Origin of the sequence: Martelella mediterranea (assembly GCF_004342225.1) — a bacterium.
Lineage (GTDB): Bacteria > Pseudomonadota > Alphaproteobacteria > Rhizobiales > Rhizobiaceae > Martelella > Martelella mediterranea_B.
Genome location: NZ_SMAR01000012.1, coordinates 12,838 through 34,101 on the forward strand (window position 1 = coordinate 12,838; position 21,264 = coordinate 34,101).

The 21,264-nt window shown below is 55.1% G+C and carries 20 protein-coding genes; 3 read left to right on the forward strand and 17 right to left on the reverse strand.

Going from position 1 to position 21,264, the window contains the following annotated elements; genetic code table 11:
* Positions 1-5: 5 nt before the first annotated feature.
* The 5 genes from aat to EDC90_RS09630 all read right to left on the reverse strand — a co-directional run bounded on the left by aat (position 6) and on the right by EDC90_RS09630 (position 3,865).
* Positions 6-623, reverse strand: coding sequence for a leucyl/phenylalanyl-tRNA--protein transferase (aat, locus tag EDC90_RS09610; protein WP_132310946.1), 618 nt, complete (start codon positions 621-623; stop codon positions 6-8).
* 10 nt (positions 624-633) lie between these two features.
* Positions 634-1,980 (reverse strand): acetyl-CoA carboxylase biotin carboxylase subunit, encoded by a 1,347-nt coding sequence (gene accC / locus EDC90_RS09615; protein ID WP_132310948.1) that lies wholly within the window; start codon positions 1,978-1,980, stop codon positions 634-636.
* 14 nt (positions 1,981-1,994) lie between these two features.
* Positions 1,995-2,468, reverse strand: coding sequence for an acetyl-CoA carboxylase biotin carboxyl carrier protein (gene accB / locus EDC90_RS09620; RefSeq protein WP_132310950.1), 474 nt, complete (start codon positions 2,466-2,468; stop codon positions 1,995-1,997).
* 21 nt (positions 2,469-2,489) lie between these two features.
* Positions 2,490-2,927, reverse strand: coding sequence for a type II 3-dehydroquinate dehydratase (aroQ, locus tag EDC90_RS09625; protein ID WP_132310952.1), 438 nt, complete (start codon positions 2,925-2,927; stop codon positions 2,490-2,492).
* 122 nt (positions 2,928-3,049) lie between these two features.
* The gene (locus EDC90_RS09630) at positions 3,050-3,865 is read right to left on the reverse strand and encodes a DsbA family protein (RefSeq protein ID WP_132310954.1); all 816 of its coding nucleotides are present in this window, start codon (positions 3,863-3,865) and stop codon (positions 3,050-3,052) included.
* 242 nt (positions 3,866-4,107) lie between these two features.
* On the opposite strand from EDC90_RS09630, the gene EDC90_RS09635 reads away from it, so the two are divergent.
* Complete coding sequence (locus tag EDC90_RS09635; RefSeq protein ID WP_132310956.1) at positions 4,108-5,265, forward strand: pyridoxal phosphate-dependent aminotransferase; 1,158 nt, start codon at positions 4,108-4,110, stop codon at positions 5,263-5,265.
* Positions 5,266-5,338: 73 nt separating this feature from the next.
* Here EDC90_RS09635 and typA read toward each other — a convergent pair whose 3' ends face one another.
* From typA to uxaC, 12 genes are all read right to left on the reverse strand, one after another.
* Complete coding sequence (typA, locus tag EDC90_RS09640) at positions 5,339-7,162, reverse strand: translational GTPase TypA (protein ID WP_132310958.1); 1,824 nt, start codon at positions 7,160-7,162, stop codon at positions 5,339-5,341.
* A gap of 121 nt (positions 7,163-7,283) precedes the next feature.
* The gene (feoB, locus tag EDC90_RS09645; protein ID WP_245511011.1) at positions 7,284-9,125 is read right to left on the reverse strand and encodes a ferrous iron transport protein B; all 1,842 of its coding nucleotides are present in this window, start codon (positions 9,123-9,125) and stop codon (positions 7,284-7,286) included.
* A gap of 162 nt (positions 9,126-9,287) precedes the next feature.
* Positions 9,288-9,566, reverse strand: coding sequence for a FeoA family protein (locus EDC90_RS09650; RefSeq protein WP_132310962.1), 279 nt, complete (start codon positions 9,564-9,566; stop codon positions 9,288-9,290).
* 541 nt (positions 9,567-10,107) lie between these two features.
* Positions 10,108-11,643, reverse strand: coding sequence for an altronate dehydratase family protein (locus EDC90_RS09655; protein WP_132310964.1), 1,536 nt, complete (start codon positions 11,641-11,643; stop codon positions 10,108-10,110).
* Between the two features lie 126 nt (positions 11,644-11,769).
* Complete coding sequence (locus EDC90_RS09660) at positions 11,770-13,227, reverse strand: mannitol dehydrogenase family protein (RefSeq protein ID WP_245511012.1); 1,458 nt, start codon at positions 13,225-13,227, stop codon at positions 11,770-11,772.
* Positions 13,217-13,966, reverse strand: coding sequence for a 2-dehydro-3-deoxy-D-gluconate 5-dehydrogenase KduD (gene kduD, locus EDC90_RS09665; protein WP_132310966.1), 750 nt, complete (start codon positions 13,964-13,966; stop codon positions 13,217-13,219). The genes EDC90_RS09660 and kduD overlap by 11 nt, the downstream gene beginning before the upstream one ends.
* Entirely contained in the window at positions 13,966-14,787 is an 822-nt protein-coding gene (kduI, locus tag EDC90_RS09670) for a 5-dehydro-4-deoxy-D-glucuronate isomerase (RefSeq protein WP_132310968.1), read from the reverse strand. Before kduI ends, kduD begins: the two co-directional genes overlap by 1 nt.
* A gap of 17 nt (positions 14,788-14,804) precedes the next feature.
* Positions 14,805-15,128, reverse strand: coding sequence for a cupin domain-containing protein (locus tag EDC90_RS09675; RefSeq protein ID WP_132310970.1), 324 nt, complete (start codon positions 15,126-15,128; stop codon positions 14,805-14,807).
* A gap of 9 nt (positions 15,129-15,137) precedes the next feature.
* Positions 15,138-16,418, reverse strand: a complete 1,281-nt coding sequence (locus EDC90_RS09680) for a TRAP transporter large permease (RefSeq protein WP_132310972.1) — start codon at positions 16,416-16,418, stop codon at positions 15,138-15,140.
* Positions 16,419-16,423: 5 nt separating this feature from the next.
* Entirely contained in the window at positions 16,424-16,951 is a 528-nt protein-coding gene (locus EDC90_RS09685) for a TRAP transporter small permease (RefSeq protein ID WP_245511013.1), read from the reverse strand.
* Positions 16,952-17,011: 60 nt separating this feature from the next.
* Complete coding sequence (locus EDC90_RS09690) at positions 17,012-18,001, reverse strand: TRAP transporter substrate-binding protein (protein WP_132310974.1); 990 nt, start codon at positions 17,999-18,001, stop codon at positions 17,012-17,014.
* Positions 18,002-18,033: 32 nt separating this feature from the next.
* Positions 18,034-19,437 (reverse strand): glucuronate isomerase, encoded by a 1,404-nt coding sequence (gene uxaC, locus EDC90_RS09695; protein WP_132310975.1) that lies wholly within the window; start codon positions 19,435-19,437, stop codon positions 18,034-18,036.
* 108 nt (positions 19,438-19,545) lie between these two features.
* Between uxaC and EDC90_RS09700 the strand changes: the two genes are divergently transcribed.
* Both EDC90_RS09700 and EDC90_RS09705 read left to right on the forward strand, forming a co-directional pair.
* Entirely contained in the window at positions 19,546-20,247 is a 702-nt protein-coding gene (locus EDC90_RS09700) for a GntR family transcriptional regulator (protein WP_132310977.1), read from the forward strand.
* The gene (locus EDC90_RS09705) at positions 20,244-21,158 is read left to right on the forward strand and encodes a sugar kinase (RefSeq protein WP_207903886.1); all 915 of its coding nucleotides are present in this window, start codon (positions 20,244-20,246) and stop codon (positions 21,156-21,158) included. Before EDC90_RS09700 ends, EDC90_RS09705 begins: the two co-directional genes overlap by 4 nt.
* The last annotated feature ends 106 nt before the right edge of the window (positions 21,159-21,264 follow it).

Genomic DNA, 21,264 nt, shown 5'->3' on the forward strand with positions numbered 1-21,264 from the left:
CGACCTCAGGGAAACGGCTGATCGGGCCAGACAAGTGCTGCATTCAGCAGCGTCATGTATTCCTCCTTGGGAAGATCGATCGCCCCCATTGTTTTCAGATGCTCTGTGGTGAATTGCGTGTCGAGAAGCAGGAAATTGTTGGCGGAAAGACGCTCGACAAGGTGAACGAGGCAAATTTTTGAAGCATTGCTGCGGCGTGAAAACATGCTTTCGCCGAAGAAAGCCGCTTTCAGCGACACGCCATAGAGGCCACCGACGAGCCGGCCATCTTCATAAGCCTCAACACTATGCGCATGTCCCATGCGATGCAGCTCATTATAGAGCGCGCGAATTTCGGCATTGATCCATGTTTGTGGCCGGTCAGGCGCCGGTTCTGCGCAGGCGGCAATGACACCATCAAAGTCATGGTTGAATCGAATTTCATAGGGTTGCCTGCGCATGAATTTGCGCAGGCTGTGCGATACATGCAGCCCATCTAAAGGGATGATGCCGCGGATCTCAGGCTCGACCCAGAAAAGCTCTGTGTCTTCGGCTGATTCAGACATAGGAAACAGGCCAATGCTATAAGCATTCAAAAGGAGTTCCGGCGTTATTCCGCTGCCTTTTGCTGCCTTGTCTTCCATGGCCTCTCAGCTATTTTGCCTTGTTTTCCAGATAGTGCTCAAGCCAGTGAATGTCATAGTCGCCATTGGCGATGTCCTGATTTGCTATCAGATCCTGAAAAAGCGGCAGGGTCGTGTCAATGCCATCAACCACGAACTCGTCGAGCGCGCGTTTCAGACGCATCATGCATTCCACACGTGTGCGGCCATGCACAATGAGCTTGCCGATCAGGCTGTCATAATAGGGCGGAATTTTATAGCCCTGATAAACGCCGGAATCGATACGAACGCCAAGACCGCCGGGCGCATGAAAGTGGCTGATCGTGCCCGGCGAAGGCCGGAACGTGGCCGCGTTTTCAGCGTTGATACGGCATTCAATCGCGTGACCGGAAAAGAAGATCTGGTCTTGCGTGACAGAAAGCCCGGCGCCTGCTGCGACCCGGATCTGCTCATGGACAAGATCGATGCCGGTGATGGCTTCTGTCACCGGATGCTCCACCTGAAGGCGGGTGTTCATTTCGATGAAATAGAACTCGCCGTTTTCGTAGAGAAACTCGATCGTGCCTGCACCACGATACTTCATCTTGCGCATGGCTTCGGCACAGACTTCGCCGATCTTCATGCGCTGCTCGACGTTGAGTGCCGGTGAATTGGCTTCTTCCCACACCTTCTGGTGACGGCGCTGAAGCGAACAATCGCGCTCACCCAAGTGAACAGCGGCACCTTCGCCATCTCCGAAGACCTGGACTTCGATATGACGCGGTGTATCGAGATATTTCTCCATATAAACCGAATCATTGCCAAAGGCTGCACCAGCTTCGCCGCGCGCAGTGCGGTAAGCTTCCAGAAGGTCATCCTTCGAGCGGGCAAGCTTCATGCCGCGACCGCCGCCGCCAGCCGTGGCCTTGATCAGAACGGGATATCCGATCTCATCGGCAACCTGCAGTGCGTCTTCATCCGTGTCCACGGAGCCGCCGGAGCCGGGGACGACCGGGATGCCAAGATCTTCCGCTGTTGTTTTGGCGGTGATCTTGTCACCCATCATGCGGATATGTTCACTCGTCGGACCGATGAAGGTGATGCCGTGCGCTTCAAGGATTTCAGCGAACTTGGCATTTTCCGAAAGAAAACCATAACCTGGATGAACCGCATCGGCGCCGGTGATCTCGCAAGCGGCGACGATCTGGTGGATATTGAGGTAGCTATCGCGTGATGAGGGCGGGCCGATACACACACTTTCATCGGCTAGCCGCACATGCATGGCGTTGGCGTCGGCGGTGGAGTGGACCGCGACGGTCGCAATGCCAAGCTCTTTGCAGGCCCGTTGAACGCGAAGCGCGATTTCGCCGCGATTGGCGATCAGAATTTTCGAAAACATCGCTCTTGGATCCGTCACTCGATTACGACCAGCGGCTCATCAAATTCGACCGGTTGCGCGTCGTCGACCAGAATTTCAACGACCTTACCGCTCTTCGGCGCCGGAATCTGGTTCATCGTTTTCATGGCTTCGATGATCAGAAGCGTCTGGCCTTCCTTAACGTTGGCACCGACCTCGATAAACGGACGCGCGCCAGGAGCAGGGGCGAGGTAGACAGTGCCAACCATCGGGGCCTTGATCGCCTGGTCGTGTTTGCTCGAAGCGGCCGGAGCTGCTGCCGGGGCAGGCACTGCAGCAGGCGCGGGTGCTGCAGCGGGCGCAGGCGCATAAGAAACCTGTTGCGCTGCCGGAGCGACGGTGATCTCACGTGCAACCCGGATATGAAGGTTATCATGCTCGACTTCGATCTCGGTCAGGTCGGTGTCTTTCAGGATGACGGCAAGCTCACGCACCAGCTCTGCGTCGATTGCCTTCTTCTGGTCTGCCATGGGTGTTTTCCTTTGTTCTTTTTATTCCGTGAGGTTTTTCAGCGCACGAAGTGCAAGCAGGTAGCTGTCCGGACCGAAGCCGCAGATCATGCCTTTCGCTGCCGGGGCGATCATGCTCTTGTGGCGGAATTCCTCACGGGCATGAATATTCGATATATGTAGCTCAACAACCGGTATGGATATTGAGCGGACCGCATCGTGAAGCGCTATGGACGTATGGCCATAGGCCCCTGGATTGATTGCCACACCTGCTGCTGCATCATCGGCCTCGTGAAGCCAGTCAACCAGCATGCCTTCGTGGTTTGTCTGCCGGAAATCGATCTGAAAACCGATAGACTGAGCTTCTTCACGGCAAGCTTTCTCGATTGCAGCGAGCGTCATATCACCATAGATACCAGGCTCGCGCTTGCCCAGAAGATTGATGTTCGGACCATTTAGGACAAAGACAGTGCGTGTCATACGTCAATTCCAGTTTCGAGACCACCTATAGACGCTCACGCCTTTCAGGAAAAGCCCTTTCAGCGGATACTAAAAGGGCCTGGTTAATTGTGGTTTGCGGGATCAGAAGAAATGCTCTTGCCTCAAGAGCAGGTCGCGCTGCCGCATTCCCTTACATTATCGATGCGATCCTGCAGCGTGTCCGCGCCAACAGCACCACTGATTAAGGCGTCTCCCACGATATAGGCAGGTGTGCCATTGACGCCGATGGAGCTTGCGAGCGCGAAATGCTCCTGAAGGGCTTCATCGCCAGGATAATCAACCATTGCCTGCTGCATCGTTTCTGCGTCAAAGCCAAGAGAGTCCGCAACTGCAAGTGCTGTATCTTCGGTTGCGCGACCGCCGGATTGCATCAGGGCCCGGTGAAAGTCTTCGTATTTTTCAGGAGCGATCCGCATGAAAGCGTAAGAAACCCGCTGCACAGCTTCAGATTCTGGGCCGAGAACCGGTATTTCCTTCAGGATGAAGCGCACATCGTCATTCGTTGCGATAAGCTCATCCATGTCTGCCAGCGCACGTCTGCAGTAGCCGCAATTGTAGTCGAAGAATTCGACAACAGTGATGGCGCCGTCCGGGTTGCCCAGCTCGAAATCATAGTCGGGCTGATAGAGCTTTTCCTGGTTCTGGGCGAGAACTTCGGCCGCAGCCTTTTGCTGTTCGGCCACCTGCTTTTCTCTGAGCGCGGCCTGAACGTCCAGAAGGATTTCAGGGTTTTCAAGAAGGTAATCGCGGATCTGCGGACCAATATCCTGATCTTCAGAGACAGCAGCAGCTTGTGTCTCGTTTTGGTCGCTTCCCGGCGTGCCATAGTGATAGATCGCAGCAGTCGTGGCGGCTGCCGTTGCGATCGCTGTTGCAAAAACAGCTGCAACTGCCAGTGTCGTTCCCTTCGCAGACATGCGTTCCCCTTCAAACGGTCAATAAGGTGGTTTATCGCGTAAGAACCAAATGTGGGGAAATGTCGGCATTGTCCAGACTGAGTGTGTGGTTTATCCCGTTTCAACCATCAAAATTTCTTTTTTTGGGCTTTTCTGTCCAGAACGACCCAGAACGACAATGAACGACGCATGCCCGCTTTAAAAAAAAACGAGTCCGGATCACGAGGGGCGGTTCGGGTTCCAACCAAGATAAGGATTGTTCCATGCTCACGCCTTCCGGTCGCAGCGATATCGATTCATTTCTGGCGATGGATGTTCTCGCAGAAGCCAACAGACGAAAAGCCGAAGGAAAGCCGGTTATTTCGCTCGCTGTCGGTCAGCCATCGCATCCGGCACCAGATCTTGCTCTGAATGCGGCGCGGAATGCTCTGTCTCACGGGCATTTCGGTTATACCGATGCTTTTGGTCTGCAGTCACTGCGTGTCGCGATCGCAAAAGACTATGAGACGCGCATGGGGCTGAAGATCGATCCGGCGCGGATCGCAGTGACAACGGGCTCGTCAGCGGGTTTTAATCTTGCGTTCCTGGCGTTGTTTGATGCCGGTGATGCCGTTGCAATCGCGCGACCGGGCTATCCGGCCTATCGCAATATCCTGAAGGCTCTGGATCTGAAGGTCATCGAGGTGGAGGCTGACAGGGCGCATGATTTCACCATCACACCGGAAAGTCTTGAAGCGGCAGAAAAAGAACACGGCGTTCGTTTCAAGGGCGTTCTTCTGGCAAGCCCCGCCAACCCGACGGGCACGGTCACCGGCAGGGCGGCACTGAAACATCTTTCAGACTGGTGTTCCGAGCGCGGCACGGCCTTCATCTCCGACGAGATTTATCACGGTCTGGTTTTTTCCGGTGAAGAGGTCTCCGCTCTGGCCGTCACCGATGAGGCGATCATCATCAACTCGTTTTCTAAATATTATTGCATGACCGGCTGGCGCATCGGCTGGATGGTTCTGCCTGAGCGGTTGATCCGGGTGTTTGAGCAACTGGCGCAGAATATTTACATTTCCGCACCTGAGTTTTCTCAGATTGCCGCAGAGGCTGCGCTTCAGGCGCGCGCGCAGCTTGATCAGTATCGGGAGATCTATCGTAAAAACAGAGCGTTCCTGGTCAATGCACTGCCAGAGATTGGCCTGCCGGTTGTCTCTCCGGTGGACGGTGCGTTTTATGCCTATGTCGATGTCAGTGCCCACTCAAATGACAGCATGGCGTTCTCGAAGCGAATGCTGTCAGAAATTGATGTTGCGGCAACGCCGGGGGCGGACTTCGATCCCGTCAGCGGAAACCAGTTTCTGCGTCTTTCTTATGCAGGAACGGAAGCCGAGATTCGCGAAGCAATTGAACGCATCGGAAACTGGCTGGCCTGAATTTCCGGTCATGGTCACAAAAAAAGCCAGCCCCGAAAGGCTGGCTTTTAAAACATAAACAACGATCAACGGATCAGCCGGCAGCGCGCGATTTCTCGAAGCGCTTGCGTTCGTTGGGATCCAGATAGAGCTTGCGCAGACGGATCGATTTCGGCGTAACTTCCACCAGTTCATCATCCTGAATCCAGGAAAGCGCGCGGTCCAGTGTCATGCGAACCGGCGGCGTCAGCTTGACAGCTTCATCCTTGCCGGCGGATCGGATGTTGGTGAGCTGCTTGCCTTTCAGCACATTGACTTCAAGGTCATTGTCACGGGTATGGATGCCGACGATCATGCCAGCATAAACCTTATCGCCGGGATCGATGACCATCGGGCCGCGATCTTCCAGATTGAACATCGCGTAGGCCACGGCCTCACCAGACTGGTTCGAAAGCAGAACGCCCTGATTACGTCCACCGATCTCACCCTTGAAAGGCTGATAGTCGTGGAACAGGCGGTTCATGATGGCTGTGCCGCGCGTATCGGTCAAAAGCTCAGACTGATATCCGATCAGGCCGCGCGTCGGCGCGAAGAAACGCAGGCGAACGCGGTCGCCGCCGGATGGACGAAGCTCGACCATCTCGCCTTTACGCTCAGCCATTTTCTGAACAACAACGCCGGAATGCTCCTCATCAACGTCGATGACGACTTCCTCAATTGGCTCCATCAGCTGGCCGGTTTCTTCGTCTTTGTGCATGACAACACGCGGACGTGAAACGGCAATTTCGAAGCCTTCGCGGCGCATGGTTTCGATCAGCACTGCAAGCTGAAGCTCGCCGCGACCGGAGACATAGAAGGATTCCTTGCCCGGAGCCTCTTCAATTTTCAGCGCGACATTGCCTTCGGCTTCTTTGAACAGCCGGTCACGGATGACACGGCTCGTCACCTTGTCGCCTTCGGTGCCTGCAAGCGGACTATCATTGACGATGAATGACATCGTAACAGTCGGAGGATCAATCGGCTGTGCGGTCAGCGCCGTGGTTACTGACGGATCGCAGAACGTGTCCGCCACGGTGCCTTTGGAAAGACCGGCAATGGCAACAATGTCGCCTGCCTGAGCCTCTTCGATCGGCTGCCGTTCAATGCCACGGAAAGCCAGAATTTTGGACACGCGACCGGTTTCGACGGTCTTGCCGTCTTGCCCCAGAACCTTGACGGGCTGGTTTGGCTTGAGGGTCCCTGAATTGATACGGCCGGTGATGATGCGCCCGAGATAGGGGTTGGCTTCCAGCAGCGTACCGATCATGGTGAACGGACCTTCGGCAACCGGCGGCTCGGGAACATGATCGACAACCAGGTCCAGAAGCGGGCCGAGACCCTGATCTGTCGGGCCTTCCGGTGAGGTGTTCATCCAGCCTGCGCGGCCAGACCCGTAGAGTATGTGAAAGTCGAGCTGTTCGTCGGTTGCGTCGAGCGCGGCAAACAGGTCGAACACCTCGTTGACGACTTCGTCAGCGCGGGCATCCGGGCGGTCGATCTTGTTGATCGCGACGATCGGCTTCAGGCCAACCTTGAGCGCCTTTCCGACAACGAACTTGGTCTGCGGCATCGGACCTTCAGCCGCATCGACGAGAACGATGGCGCCATCCACCATCGACAGGATGCGCTCAACCTCACCACCGAAGTCGGCGTGGCCGGGCGTGTCGACGATGTTGATGCGGGTATCCTTCCAGACGACCGATGTTGCCTTGGCAAGAATAGTGATGCCGCGTTCTTTTTCGAGGTCGTTGGAGTCCATTACGCGTTCATCAACGCGCTGATTTTCACGGAATGCGCCGGACTGTTTCAAAAGCTCATCGACGAGTGTCGTTTTGCCATGGTCAACGTGCGCGATAATCGCGATATTGCGAAGTGCCATACTATAAATCTCTGGGGCTGGGGCGCAGTCAAACAAAAATGGGGAGGGGGCGCCCGTTAGTCATGAGGGCGCTCTTACACATTTTTTGACGAAAACGAAAGAGAATGTTTTGTGGCAGTCTCTAGCTAAAGCCCAGAAGCAAGGCACTCTGATAGAAAATGAACGCCACAACCCAGGCATAAACAAGCGATACGATCAGTGAAAAGACCATGAAGCCGGTTGATTTGCTTTCCGCCTTTACCGTGGCAACCGTTGTCAGGCATGGGGTGTAAAGCAGGCAGAACAGGCAGAAGGAATAAGCTGCTGCCGGTGAAACTGTGATGGCGATCTGATGCGCGACGAGGCCTGAAGACATGGCATAGATCGTCGATAATGAGCCGATCACGACTTCCTTGGCGATAAATCCGAAAATCAGCGCCAGTGTAAGGTACGGGTTGATGCCAATGGGAGCCATCACCGGTTGCAGGAATTCACCGAGCTGCCCACCCCATGTTTCAAGCCCGGTCGCATTAGTCGGGAAATTGGTCAGAAACCAGACTGCAATCGTGCCGACGATGATAAAGCGTGTGGCCCGACGCAGAAATTCGCGCAGCTCGCCATACCCGCGCAGCCAGACCTGCCTGAGTGTCGGCACCCGATAGGGCGGCAACTCCAGCACAAACGGTTCTGTATTCTTGAACTGTTTTGACCGGCTGAAAATGGCAGCGGCCAGAAAGGCCGCGGCAAAGCTGATGATATAAAATGAGAAAAGCACCAGTGGTCCCTGCGATGCAGGGAATACGGCTGCGATGATGAAGACAAAAACAGCCAGTCGCGCCGAACACAGCGAAAACGGGATGATCAGCATAGAAAGCAGGCGCAAAGGCTGTGAGCGCATCACGCGCGTACCCATCAATGCCGGCACATTGCAGCCAAAGCCCATCATCTGCATTACGAATGCACGGCCGTCCAGGCCGATCTGGCGCATGAAGGCGTCCATCAGATAGGCGGCGCGGGAGAGATAACCGGAGTCTTCTACCGCTGCCATGCAAAAGAAAAACAGCATGATCAGGGGTATGAACGAGGCGACCGTCGCGACGCCAAGCCAGATGCCATTGATGACAAAATTCTGAAGCCATGCCGGACCGAGGCTTAAGGCCGGCTCCAGCGCATACCTTTGAATACTGTCGGTGATAAAGCCTGCCCAGTCTTGTGATGGCAGTCCGATAGCCCAGACGATATAGAAAACAAGCAGCATTACCGCGAAGAAGATCGGCAGGCCGAGGACGGGATGAAGCAGGATCCGATCCAGCTTTTCCGTCAGCGTTTTCGGCGGGGTGTCCGGATATTTCACTGCACCGTTCAGGGCTTCAGCGAGAGTTTCCTCCGACATCAGCGTTGAGCGCAATGTGTCGTAATCTGCCAGAACCGGCGGCATGTTTTCGCGCGCGCTCAGCGACCGGCTGACCGTTTCAATGGCATCTGCATAGCCTTCACCATATTTGGCGCTGATGAGATGAACCGGCAGGCCAAGGCGTGCTGAAAGGGCTTCCGGATCGATTTCGATGCCATGTTTGCGGGCCTCATCGCACATATTGAGCATAACGACAGCTGGAATGCCCAGCTTCTGAACCTGAAGCGGTGTCAGAATTTGCCGGTCGATCTGGCTGGCATTGATAACAATAACAAGAAGATCGACGGGATAGGTTTTGAGGAAATTGGCGACAACCGTTTCATCTTCGGAATACCCCTCGAGATCATAAATGCCGGGCAGGTCGACGAACTCGACTTCTCGGCCATCCAGCCTGATGCGGGCGTTGGAGAGCGAAACCGTGATCCCCGGCCAGTTACCGACATAGGCATTGGCCCCGGTGATGCGGTTGTAAAGCATCGATTTGCCGGTATTCGGCTGACCGAGCATTGCAACACGCGGTACATCGTTCAGATCAAGATTGGCTTCGGCGGGGGAGCAGTGACTCATCATGGCATCCAGAAATATTGTCCGGCCCCCACATCTGATGCGACGGACCGGAGTGGTCATACTGTGTTTTGTCTGACCCGGAGCGCTTTAAATATGCGCTTCTCTTTGAGGGAGATATTCCTGCAGGAGGACGTAGGAAAAATGCTGAAACAGCGTAACGGTTCGTCAGATCCTGCGTACCTTGACCAGCTCTGCTTCCGAGCGACGGATTGCGATTTCCGTGGTTTTACCGGCGCGCACAACCAGCGGACCACCGAACCAGCCGTGGCGGAGCATCGAAACCTGATGTGATGAACTGACGCCAAGCGCTCGCAATCGAACAGAAAGGCCGTTTTCATAACTGCCTGCTTCGACGATTTCTACAATGCCGCTTTCGCCCGGCTGCAGGTTGTCGAGTGAGACAATCCTGCCTGCAAGGACGGTTTCCAACGCCGGATTGTTCATGCACCTTCTCCATTGATCTCAAAAGATCGCTCGAATGGAACAGGCTTTGCGCGGCACGACCCGCTGAGTGTCAGAAAAGCAGCATCGGCCGGAGAACAAAGTCTTAGTCGTTTATGCGCCAAAAGGTCAGCTATTTGCAGAGCGGCCAAAGCCAAGATCTGCGAATGCTTCTCAATTCGACTGCTAATCTATGCCACGCTGAGTGACTTTGCGCAAGATACTTAACCTAAAACTGAAAGTTTTAATAAGTAATTGAAAAATATAAAAGAAGTATAGAATTTCGTAGAATGATTCTAAGGAGAAATAGACCTGGATATGCGGCCAATCAACGCAGATGGCATTGTCGGATCTATCCAGGCGAGACGGTATTTCAGTGTGAAATGAAAAAGCCGGCTGCAAATATACAACCGGCTGAGAGCGTCGGGCGAGAAAGCCGAACCCGGTTTTTCGTTACCCTGACCTGTCAGGAACTTCAGCTACATCAGGCGATGCTGACCAATCGCCCGGTGTTATGGACAACGCGCAATGCGTTTGAAGAGGCTTACATCACTGCGCCAACCTGCCACGGCACGAATTCATTATCGCCAAGGCCCAAAATCTCTGACTTGGTTTTCTGGCCGGACGCGGCTGCGAGCACATAGTCGAGAATTTCCTGTCCTTTTTCCTCAATGCTGGCGCCACCGGAAAGGATGTCTCCACAATTGAGGTCCATGTCATCGGGCATTGAGGCAAACAGCGCCGAGTTGGTGGCAACCTTGATTGTCGGTGTGGGCTTGGACCCAAAGGCAGAGCCGCGGCCCGTGGTAAACACCAGCATCTGCGCGCCCCCTGCAATCTGACCGGTTGCCGAAACCGGATCATAACCGGGCGTATCCATGAACAGGAGCCCCTTTTCGCGAATCTGCTCGCCATATTCGAGCACATCGGCCAGCGGCGTGCTGCCCGCTTTGGCCACTGCACCAAGCGACTTTTCCAGGATCGTCGTCAAGCCGCCCTGCTTGTTGCCGGGGGAGGGGTTGTTGTCCATCGAGCCATGGGCCGCTGCGGTGTATTCCTCCCACCATTTGATCCGGGTCAGCAGTTTCTGTGCAACCTCTTCGCTGGCAGAACGGCGCAACAGCAGTTGTTCAGCACCATAAATCTCCGGTGTTTCGGAAAGAACGACCGCGCCGCCCATTCCGATCAGAAGGTCTGAAGCAACACCAAGTGCAGGGTTTGCGGTAATGCCGGAAAAACCATCCGAGCCGCCGCATTGGAGCGCCAGTTTCAGTTCTGATGCCGGGATTTCAACGCGCTTTGCCTCGTTGACCTTCGGCAGGAGTTTTTTGATGTGATCGACGATCATGTCGATGGATTTCTGCGTGCCGCCATTTTCCTGAATGGTCATCATGAAGAAACGGCTTTCATCCATCTCACCATGGATTTCGCGCATCCGCGCAAGCTGCATCTGCTCACAGCCAAGGCCGACGAAGAGCGCCGCACCGGTGTTCGGATGAGTTGCGTAACCCCAGAGAACCCGTTGCAGGTTATCAAAACCGGGGCCGGAATTGGCCATGCCGCAGCCGGTGCCATGGGCAAAGGCGGCCACGCCGTCAACATTGGGATAGTTTTCCAGAATGCCGGAATGGTTGATGATGTCGGCCGCCTTGCGGATGACCGTGGCGGAACAGTTCACCGTGCCGCAAATGGCGATATAATTGCGCGTTCCCGCAGAGCCATCCTCACGCCGGTATCCCATGAATGTGCGCGGGGCGACTTCGGGAATGGCTGCCTTTGCGGCTTCCAGATCGGCGCCGATCTGATATTCACGGCCATGATCACCGAACGAGCAGTTGTGGACATGGACATGTTCACCAGCCCTGATCGGACGTGAGGCATAGCCGATCAACTGGCCGAATTTGTAGATTTCACCGCCTTCGGGAATATCAACATTGGCGATCTTGTGGCCGCGGGTGACTGGCTTTTCAAGCGGCACTCCAGAGCCCAGCGGTGTAGCACCGGCATTGGCATTCACAGTCAGGATTGAGACCGTGTCCTTCGGGTGCAGTTTCAGACAGTCGGATTGTTCAGCCATCATAGACCTCCAGACGGGCAGCGGCTTGACCCGCTATTCATAATGGCCGGCTTCTGGCGGAAGAGTTACCAGGCCGGATTCTTTTTGCATTCGGGCAAGGGGTGGCTTTCGCCACCCCAAACATCAGCTTTAGGCAACGACCTGTTCAGCCATAACGCGTGCACCCTTTTCGACAAGTCCCTCATATGCAGAGACGAGGCCTTCAACGAATGCCTTATTTTCCTGCAAAACCTTGGGGAAGACGTCGTCGACGGCGACCATCGCTTCGACCTTCTTGCGTGGTGTTTCGCCGCTGTCTGAAAGCGCTTTCAGCTTTTCGGCGAGCGGGTCTCGCACATCGATCGGGTTGCCGCGTTCGTCCACACCGCCGACATAGCGCATCCATGCAGCAATCGCGAGCGAAAGGCCGGGAACCGGACGATCGGCTTCCAGATCCTCAGCGACGGTCTCCAGAATACGCTGCGGCAGCTTCTGTGAACCATCCATGGCGATCTGCCATGTGCGATGCTGGATCGACGGGTTTGAGTACCGCTCGAACAGAGCGGCGGTATATTCCTCAAGGCTGACACCGGGCGGTGCGTCAACAGCCGGGATGATTTCTCTTTCCCAGAGGAATTTGCAATAGGCTGCAAACACCGGATCGGAAACGGTTTCGAAGATGGTTTCCTTGCCCGCCAGATAACCAAGATAGGAAATCGAGGAGTGCGTACCGTTCAGGCATCTGAGTTTCATATGCTCAAACGGGGTTACGTCTTCAACCAACTGCGCGCCGGCTGCACCGATATCCGGGCGTTCATTGTCGACAAACTTGCCTTCAACGACCCACTGGCGGAAGGGCTCGTGCATCACCGGAACCGGATCGTAAACGCCGGTCAGTTCTGCAACCTGCTCGATATCTTCCGGCTTGGTAGCCGGAACAATCCGGTCAATCATGGTGCAGGGGAAGGTGACTTCTTTCTCGATCCATTCGGCAAGCTCAGGATCGATCATGCCAGCCAGTTCGACGACAACGGCGTGGACGACATGGCCGTTATTGGGAAGGTTGTCCGAACTCATCATCGTAAACGGACGGATACCAGCCTTGCGGCGACGATCCAGTGCGCGAACGATATATCCGATTGCCGACTTCGGCTTGTTCGGATCTTTCAGGTCTTCCAGAATGAACGGATGCTCACGGTTGAGCTTTCCGGTTGACGGGAAATGGCAGTAGCCTTTTTCAGTCACCGTCGATGTGACGATCTTGATTTTCGGATCGGCCATCAGTGTCAGTACGGCTTCCGGGTCTTCAGGTGCGTCGAGCACATCATTGAGAACCGGGATAACCTGCGGCTTGATGCCATCAGGTGCCAGCGAGACAGCTGTGTAGGCAAAGCCCTGCGGCTCGAAAATCTCGCGCTGAAGCGGCGGAGTCATCAGGTTGACGCCGACAATACCCCAGTCACCGCCGGATTTCTTCATAGCTTCATAAAAATAAATGGCGCCATGGGAGCGGTAAAACGCTCCCAGGCCCAGATGCACAATCCCCGAACCCGGACGTTCAACGTCCGGGCGTTTGAGGCGGGGAAGGTCTTTCACATTAGCGGGCAAGCCAGCCTCCATCGACATTAAGAACCGCGCCATGGATATAATTAGCCGCTGGCGAGGCGAGGAATACGGCCGTTCCCCCCATATCTTCCGGGGAGCCCCAGCGACCTGCCGGGATACGACCGAGAATTTCCGCAGAGCGCTTTTCATCTGCGCGCAGTGCGGCTGTATTGTTGGTGGCGATGTAGCCTGGCGCGATGGCATTCACATTGATGCCTTTCGCGGCCCATTCATTCGCCAGAAGCTTGGTAACACCGGCTACACCGCTTTTTGAGGCGGTATAGGAGGGAACGCGAATGCCGCCCTGAAACGACAGCATCGAAGCGATGTTGACGATCTTGCCAGTGCCGCCGCGTTCCAGAACCTTCTTGCCAAAACCCTGGCAGGTGAAGAACACAGCCTTGATGTTCATATCCATCACGTCGTCCCAGTCTTTTTCCGAGAAATCGACTGCGTCTTCGCGACGGATCAGGCCGGCATTGTTGACCAGAATATCAATCGGCTTGTCATAGGCCTCAATGAATTTCTTGCCATTCATCGGATCTGACAGGTCGAGGATTTCGCTGACGGCCTTGCCGCCAGCGTCCTTGATGATCTTGACCGTTTCATCCGATTCAACGTGACTGGTGCATATGACTTCAGCACCTGCCTGGCCGAGAGCAATTGCAATGCCCTGACCGATGCCGGTGTTCGCGCCTGTCACCAGTGCGCGCTTACCTTCAAGAGAAAAAGAAATAGCCATTACTTAATCGTCTCCATGGATACCATTTCAACATCTTTGTAATCGACGTTATCGCCAGCCATGGCCCAGATGAACGCATAGTTGGATGTACCTGCACCCGAGTGGATCGACCAGGACGGGGAGATTGCACCTTCCTCGTTCTTCAGGACCATGTGACGTGTTTCGTCCGGCTCGCCCATCATGTGGAAGACCCGCGCATCTTCATCAAGGTCAATGTAAAGATAGGCTTCCATGCGGCGATCGTGCACATGGGCCGGCATGGTGTTCCAGACGGAACCTTTCTGCAGCTTGGTCATGCCGACAACAAGCTGGCAGGACTTCATCACGTCAGGGTGGACGAACTGATAGATCGTGCGTTCATTGCAGTTTTCCGAAGAGCCGAGAGTGACATTGGCAGCTTCTGCGATCTTGATGAGGCGCGACGGGTAGGTCTGGTGGGCCGGAGCCGAGATGATATAAAAGCGGCCTTCACCGGAAAAGGTGATCTTGCCTGCGCCCATGCCCAGGTAAAGCATGTCGCCGTGCACCATATCGTATTCAGCATCGCAGGTGACCTTTCCGGGGCCGCCAAGCTTCACGATGGTCATTTCGCGGCGGTCGAGAACCGAGGCTGTACCGCAGGGGGCAACGTGATCCAGCTCCAGCGTACTGTCGCCGGGGCAGGCGCCGCCGACCATCATGCGGTCGTAATGCGTATAAATCAGATTGATTTCACCCGGTACGAAGATGTCGCTGACATGAAAATGCTCGCGCAGCTCGGACGTGTCAAACGTACTGGCCGTAACCGGGTCAATAGCGTGGCGGATTTCGATATTAAGCATCGTCTTCTCCTCAAATGTTAAAGAAAATCATCACGGCGGGGCGTGAAGGTGTCGATCAACGTGCCCTTTTCCAGCGCTAGGCAGCCATGCGTTGCGTTGGAAGGAATCACGAAACTGTCGCCGGGACCGATCTCGAAACTTTCACCCTCAATGGTGAATTTGAAACGGCCCGACTGCACATAGGTTGATTGTACATGCGGGTGGCTGTGAAGGCTGCCTTCTCCACCCTCACTGAAATGGAACTCGACAACCATTAGTTCCGCACTGTCTGCAACAACCTTGCGCATAACTCCCCCGCCGGCATCAACGGCGGGGAATTGTTTGATCGGGGTTTCAGCCATGTTTTTCTCCTAATGGAACAATGATGGCAGGAAGAGGGTCAGCGCTGGTATGTAAGTCACCAGCAGCAGAGTAAAGACGGCTGCGAAATAAAACGGCCAGATGGTTCTGATGGCTTGTGAAACCGGTATCTTGCCGACTGCGCAGCCAACAAAAAGCACAGATCCCACAGGCGGTGTGCAAAGCCCGATGCCGAGGTTCAGGATCATGATCACACCGAACTGAACCGGGTCGACGCCAAAGGCAGAGGCAACCGGCAGGAAAATCGGCGTTGTGATCACGATCAGCGGTGACATGTCCATGAATGTACCCAGAACCAGAAGGGCGACATTGATCAGGAGCATGATGATGATCGGATTTTCCGAAACCGTCTGCATGAAGGCGACGATGTTTGCAGGCACCCGCAAATAGGCCAGTAGCCAGCCGAAGCAGGCGGCAGAACCAATCACCAGAAGCACCATTGCTGTCGTTTTGACCGCACCGACCGTTACTTCGACGAAGGCTTTGAAGTCCATCGTCTTGTAAAGGAAGATCGTGCACAAAATCGCATAGACCACAGCGATATTGGAGCTTTCTGATGCGGTGAAAATACCGGAGCGTACACCACCGAAGATGATGGCAATCAGGATCAGACCAGGGATTGCATCCAGAAACAGATGCCCGGCCATCTTCAAACCCGGAAACTTTTCCGTCGGATAACCACGCTTCTTTGCCACAAAATAAGCGGCCACCATAAGTGCCAGCGCCAGAATGATGCCGGGAATGATGCCCGCCGTGAACAGATCGGCAATCGAGATACGGCCACCACCGGCGATCGAATAGATGATCAGGTTGTGAGACGGCGGTAGCATCAGCGCGATCATAGCCGCCGTCACAGTGATGTTCACCGCGTAGTCCGCGTCATAGCCACGTTCACGCATCTGCGGCACCATCAGGCCGCCAATGGCTGACGCATCAGCTGCAGCAGAGCCGGAAATGCCGCCAAAGAGCACCGATGCAGCAATATTGACCTGGCCAAGACCACCGCGGAAATGTCCGACCGCTGCACCGGCAAGCGCTACAAGGCGCCGGGCGATGCCGCCGCGGACCATGATTTCACCGGCGTAGATGAAGAAAGGAATCGCCATCAGCGCGAAAACCGACACACCGGAGTTCAAACGCTGAAACACCACCAGTGGCGGAAGGCCAAGGTAGAGAATTGTGGCGAAGGATGAAATTCCAAGGCAGAAGGCAACCGGCGTTCCGATAAAAAGCAGGAAGGCGAAGGTGCCGAATAGGACTATCAGTTCCATGATCGTCACTCCTCGTCAAAAAGATCGGTTTCGCCAAACCGTGCTGTCGGAAGTCCCGCGAAACGTCTTGCAATGCGTTCGAGCGAGAAAATGGACATGAGTGCACCGCCGCAGACCAGCGACAGGTAATCAATGCCACCGGGAATACCGAGCGCTGGTGTGGTCGCACTCCAGGTTCCGGCAACCAGCTGGGACCCGTAGATGACCATGCCAGCGGAAAAGGCGATGACGAAGAAGTCGGAAATGGTGAAGAAGGTGAGCTTCACCTTACGTGGAACGACATGGATCAGAATGTCGAAGCTCAGATGATAGCCCTGACGGATGCCGACGGCCGCGCCAAGGAAAATAAACCAGCCCATCAGAAGAACAGAGGTTTGCTCTGTCCAGATCGGCGTTGAATTCAGAACATAACGACCAAAGACCTGCCATGCGATGAAGATCGTCATCAGCGTGAGGCCGATGGCTGCCCCCCAAAGCGCGATGTTGGCGACAACACCCAGCACCCGCGCTATTGATTTCATTGTCTGTTGCACTGTTTTTACTCCCCCGAGGAGAGAACGCGGCGGCGATCAAACCGCCGCGCCCATCTGTGCTTACTGGGTTTCCTGAATACGCCTGACCATGTCTTTCAGCTTCTCGCTGGTGACATGCTTTTCGTAGACAGGGCCCATGGCCTCAATGAACGGGGTCTTGTCGATATCGGTGATGATCTCGACGCCAGCCTCGCGGACGATGGCTTCGGACTCGGCTTCACGCTCAGCCCATTTTTCGCGCTGATACTCGACCGATTGCTTGGCCGTTTTACGTACGCAGGCCTGATCTTCCGGTGAAAGCTTGTCCCATGTGGTTTTCGACATCACCAGCACTTCCGGCACGATCAGGTGCTGATCGAGCGTATAGTATGGGGCGACATCGTAATGGCTGGACGATTCAAAGGACGGCCAGTTGTTTTCTGCTCCATCGATAACGCCGGTCTGGATCGAGGAGTAAACCTCGCCATAGGGCATCGGGGTTGCGTTAGCACCCAGTGCGTTGACCATGTCGACAAAGATGTCGGACTGCATCACGCGGAATTTAAGACCGTTGAGGTCTTCCATCGAGGTGATTGGCTTTTCGCGGTTGTAGAAGGAGCGCGAGCCACCATCATAAAAGGCCAGTCCCACGAGCCCGTAAGGTTCGAAGGCAGCCAGGATTTCATCGCCGATCTCGCCATCCATGACCGTATGCATGTGGTCGACGGAACGGAAGATGTAAGGTAGCGAAGGAACCTGCGTTTCTTCGATCAGACCGTTAAACGGCCCGAGACTCACGCGCAGCATATCGATAACGCCAAAGCGGGCCTGCTCGATTGTGTCTTTTTCCTCCCCGAGCTGAGCTGAGTCGTAAACATCAATGGCAAGGCCGCCATTGGTGCACTCTTCCAGCTGATCACTCATATATTCGACGGCGACAACCGTCGGATAGCCCGCCGGATGCGTATCCGACGAGCGCAATGTCATATCTGCGGCATTTGCCGAAATGGCCCCCGTCGCAATGATCGCGACGGTTGCAATTCCCACTCCCAGTTCTTTCAAGCTTTTCATAAGGTCCTCGCCCTGCTTGAAAATGGCTGTTGCTACAGCCTGTATGCGCGCTTGACCAGATTGTAGGCCAAGTCGCGCGCGACTTCGGGCGCTTCGTCCTCAGCGAGGCGCCCCGTGGCGACGAGTGTCGCCAGAAATGCACAGTCGACACGACGGGCAACGTCATGGCGCGCGGGGATCGAGCAGAATGCGCGCGTGTCGTCGTTAAAGCCAACTGTATTATAGAAGCCTGCAGTTTCCGTCATCATTTCGCGATAGCGACGCATGCCTTCAGGGCTGTCATGGAACCACCAGGCAGGACCTGCTTTCAGTGACGGATAAACACCGACGAGCGGTGCCAGCTCACGCGAATAACTGGTTTCATCCAGCGTGAACAGGATGATCGAAAGCTTCGGGTTCATGCCAACGGCATTGAGAAGCGGACGGAGATCGCGAACGTAGTTGGTCTGGGTCGGGATGTCGAAACCCTTGTCACGCCCGAACCGTGCCATCACGTCATCATTGTGGTTGCGCATCGATCCGGGGTGGATCTGCAGGACCAGACCATCTTCAATGCTCATGCGTGCCATTTCCGTCAGCATGTGGCCGCGGAAGGCATCGGCTTCTTCAGCAGAGCATTTTCCCTTAAGCGCCTTTTCAAAAAGAGCTTCGGCTTCAGCCTTCGGCAGATCTTCCGTGCGTGCGGTCGGATGACCGTGGTCGGTCGATGTTGCGCCATATTCCTTGAAGAACGCACGGCGAATGCGGTGGGCTTCGAGATAGCCGTCATAGTTTGTGGCGTCGACGCCGGCCATTTCACCGAATTTTTCGATGTTCCCGGCAAAACCTTCAAAATCCGGGTCGACAACCGGGTCGGGACGGTAGGCCGTTACCACCTTGCCGCCGGTCCAGCCGGACTCCTTGATCATCTTGTGCCATTTCAGATCATCAAGCGGGCTTTCCGTTGTCGCGATCACTTCGATGTTGAAGCGTTCAAACAAAGCGCGCGGGCGGAATTCCGGCTTCTGCAGACAATCATTGATGTGGTCGTAAAATTCGTCCGCTGTTTCCGGGCCAAAACGTTTGGTCAGGCCAAAAACATGCTCAAAGGAATGTTCCAGCCATCCGCGGCTTGGTGTGCCGCGCAGCAGGTAAAAGTTCTCGGCAAACAGGCGCCAGATCTTGCGGCTGTCGGTCTCTGTTTCGCCGCCATCTGCACGCGGAACGCCCAGAGAAGTCAGGTCAACACCCTGCGAGCAGAGCATGCGGAAGACGTAATGGTCGGGAACGACGAAAAGTTTGGCCGGGTCCGGGAAGGGCTCGTTTTCAGCATACCAGCGCGGATCCGTGTGACCGTGCGGGCTGACGATCGGAAGTGTGCTGACTTCATTGTAAAGCGAACGTGCAATATCCCGTGCACGCGGTTCGATCGGAAAGAGCCGGTCTTTGTCGAGCATTATTTTGACCTCCCCAGATGGGCTTTGGTGTCGCGGCTGAAAAAGCGCGATTGCATTTCACGAGAAAACTAATATGTTAGTATGCACCAAGTGTCAATGGAGGTCGTGATGGCCGGAAAACTAAATATCGGGGCTCTGGAGCCGACGCGCTCTCCATCCGTGACGGATCTGGTTTATGAGCACCTTTACAAACAAGTTGTTGAAACGGATCTGCCGCCTGGCGCCAAACTTTCGGAAGTTGAGGTGGCGCGGCAGCTTGGAGTTTCGCGTCAGCCCGTTCGCGATGCGTTTTACCGTTTATCGCAGCAGGGCTTCCTGCTTATACGGCCGCAACGTGCAACGCTTGTGACACCGATTTCGATTGAGGCGGTGATGCAGGCACATTTTATCCGCACCTCGCTGGAAATGGCAACGGTCAGGGCCGCGGTGGAAATGGGACCGGAGTGCAACACGAAGGTCCTTGATGAAATGCTGGAACAGCAGCGCGAAGCCTATGATGCGGGCGACAAGGCGCTGTTTCATCAACTGGATGACGAATTCCACAAGATCATTTCTGAGCTTTCCGGCCATGGTTACACCTGGTCATTGATCCGCGAACACAAGGCGCATATGGACCGGGTGCGCTTTCTCTCGCTGTCATTTACTGCGAACAACGCGCTCGAAGAACATGAAGGCATCGTCAAAGCCATAAAGGAAAACGATGTTGATGCTGCAGTCGAGGCAATGCGGTTTCACCTTTCCCGCATTGCCGGCATCGTTGAGCGAATCCACACGACCCATCCCGGTTTTTTTGAAACGGACGAAAAATGAAAAAACTGCCTCCCAAAATCATGTGCATCGGCGAATGCATGGTCGAGATGGCGCCGCGCGAAGACGGGGCCTATCGGCGAGGATTTGCCGGCGATACCTTCAATTCGGCATGGTATCTTTCAAAGCTTCTGCCGAAAGACTTCTCTGTCGACTATTTTACCGGTGCAGGCACGGATGCAATCTCCGGTGCAATGATAAGCTTTATGGAAGATGCGGGCGTTGGAACCTCCAGCATCCGCCGGTTCGACGATCGCACTGTCGGGCTTTATATGATCGCACTTAAAAACGGAGAGCGCAGCTTTTCCTACTGGCGTGATATGTCGGCTGCCAAGCTTCTGGCAGAGGACCGGTCTGCGCTTGAAAAGGCCGTCGAAGGCAAGGGCCTGATCCTGTTTTCCGGCATCACCATGGCGGTGATCTATCCCGAACATCGTGACATTCTTCTGTCGGTTCTTGCGGAAGCGCGCAAGGCCGGTGCTGTTGTGGCTTTTGATCCGAATATGCGTGAGCGTCTGTGGCCGTCACGCGAGGTGATGGCGGAAGCGATCACCAGGGCCGCTGCCGTCAGCGATATCGTCCTGCCGTCCTTTGATGAGGATGGCACGATTTTCGGTGATGAGAACCCGCAAGCAACCATTGCACGCTATCGTTCGAAGGGTGTCAAAACCGTCATCGTTAAAAACGGCCCCAATACGATCTTTGCAGAAGATGCCGATGCCGGGCCCGTAACCTTTGATCCGACACCGTCTGAGAATGTTGTTGATACCACCGCTGCCGGTGACAGCTTCAATGCTGGTCTGATTTCGGCCCTGATGGCAGGTGCTCCTCTTGTTGAGGCGCTTGAGAAGGCTTCAGCACTTTCTGCCCGCGTCATCGGTGCCCGTGGCGCTCTGGTCCCTGAGGCTATCTGAGCGATGCCTGAAGTAGCGCGTTAGCCATCCCGCTATATTTTCGATGCGGGAATGAATTTGCGGCAATGGAGCGGTGAGATGGCGAGACCATATCACCGCTCTTTTC